The sequence below is a fragment of the Vibrio sp. 1727 genome, from assembly GCF_033344415.1.
GTDB lineage: Bacteria > Pseudomonadota > Gammaproteobacteria > Enterobacterales > Vibrionaceae > Vibrio > Vibrio alginolyticus.
In genome coordinates this window covers 1-524 of sequence record NZ_JAWPOT010000642.1, presented here as the reverse complement: position 1 = coordinate 524, position 524 = coordinate 1, and the positions used below count along the sequence as shown (strand labels likewise).

The 524-nt window shown below is 45.6% G+C and carries 1 protein-coding gene; it reads right to left on the bottom strand.

The window, feature by feature from the left end:
* Positions 1-54 precede the first annotated feature (54 nt).
* Positions 55-524, bottom strand: a 470-nt coding sequence (locus R8O10_RS27360; RefSeq protein ID WP_318192255.1) for a type 4a pilus biogenesis protein PilO, incomplete at its 5' end; no start/stop codon positions are given.

The window sequence follows — 524 nt, the reverse complement described above, 5'->3', positions numbered from 1 at the left end:
TCATTCGCCTGGCACCCGACCAATAGAGCGCTTACCAACACCGTCAGCAAAGATTTATTTCTCATCTTTCTTTTCCTCAGGCTTGAACTGATAAGTGTTTGCTCTCACTCGGAAGTGCAAAGTTTCACTCTCTTGGCTGACACGCTGCCAAGTCACATCTTTAAAGGTGATGATTCGTGGCAGTGTGGCAATGGCCTGTGAAAAACGACCGATATCGTGGAAATCACCTGTTAGCTCGATATTTAGTGGCAATCGATACAGGAAGTTTTCAGATTGCTTTTCTCCCCAATCGATGCGAGTAAACGTTAACTTGTTGTCGATACCGAGTTCGTTTACCGACGCCAACATTGTGGCCAACTCTTTTTGTGCCGGTAGTTGTTGCAACAGCAACTCATAACGCGTAGTGAGCTCGTCCAGTTGAGATTGCAATTGAGGCAATGCAGCCACCTTGTTGGCTTTTATGCGCAATGCCACTTTTAATGTTTGCTCCTCTTGAATCAAATTGTTCAAGCGAGCCTCTTCTG